The following is a 308-nucleotide window of genomic DNA, read 5'->3' on the forward strand; positions in this document are numbered from 1 at the left end:
TCATGGTCTTCGTCATGGTCATGATTACAATCCGGCCCATGAACATGCTCGTGCTCATGGTCATGGTCATGGTCTTTGTCTTTGTCTTTGTCTTTGTCTTTGTCTTTGTCATGGTCATGGTCATGGTCATGGTCATGATGATGATGATGATCATGCACCGCCCACACGCTTTCTAGCGGCGTCAGTATAAGTGGGTCTAGCACCGAACCACCCGCTTTGAGGATGCCCACAACCACATACTCTTGGTCATCGTGCACGTGGCTTCCGTCGTTTTGGAGTCCGTGTGTACCCACAAAACGGTCTCCGAT

General features: G+C 50.0%; 1 pseudogene. It reads right to left on the reverse strand.

Features of this window, described 5'->3' with window-relative positions:
* Positions 1-257, reverse strand: a pseudogene (locus tag B9T16_RS29680) (hypothetical protein); the annotation flags it as partial.
* Between the last annotated feature and the right edge of the window lie 51 nt (positions 258-308).

It is taken from the genome of Arthrospira sp. PCC 8006, assembly GCF_046480465.1.
In the GTDB taxonomy this organism is placed as follows: domain Bacteria; phylum Cyanobacteriota; class Cyanobacteriia; order Cyanobacteriales; family Microcoleaceae; genus Limnospira; species Limnospira platensis.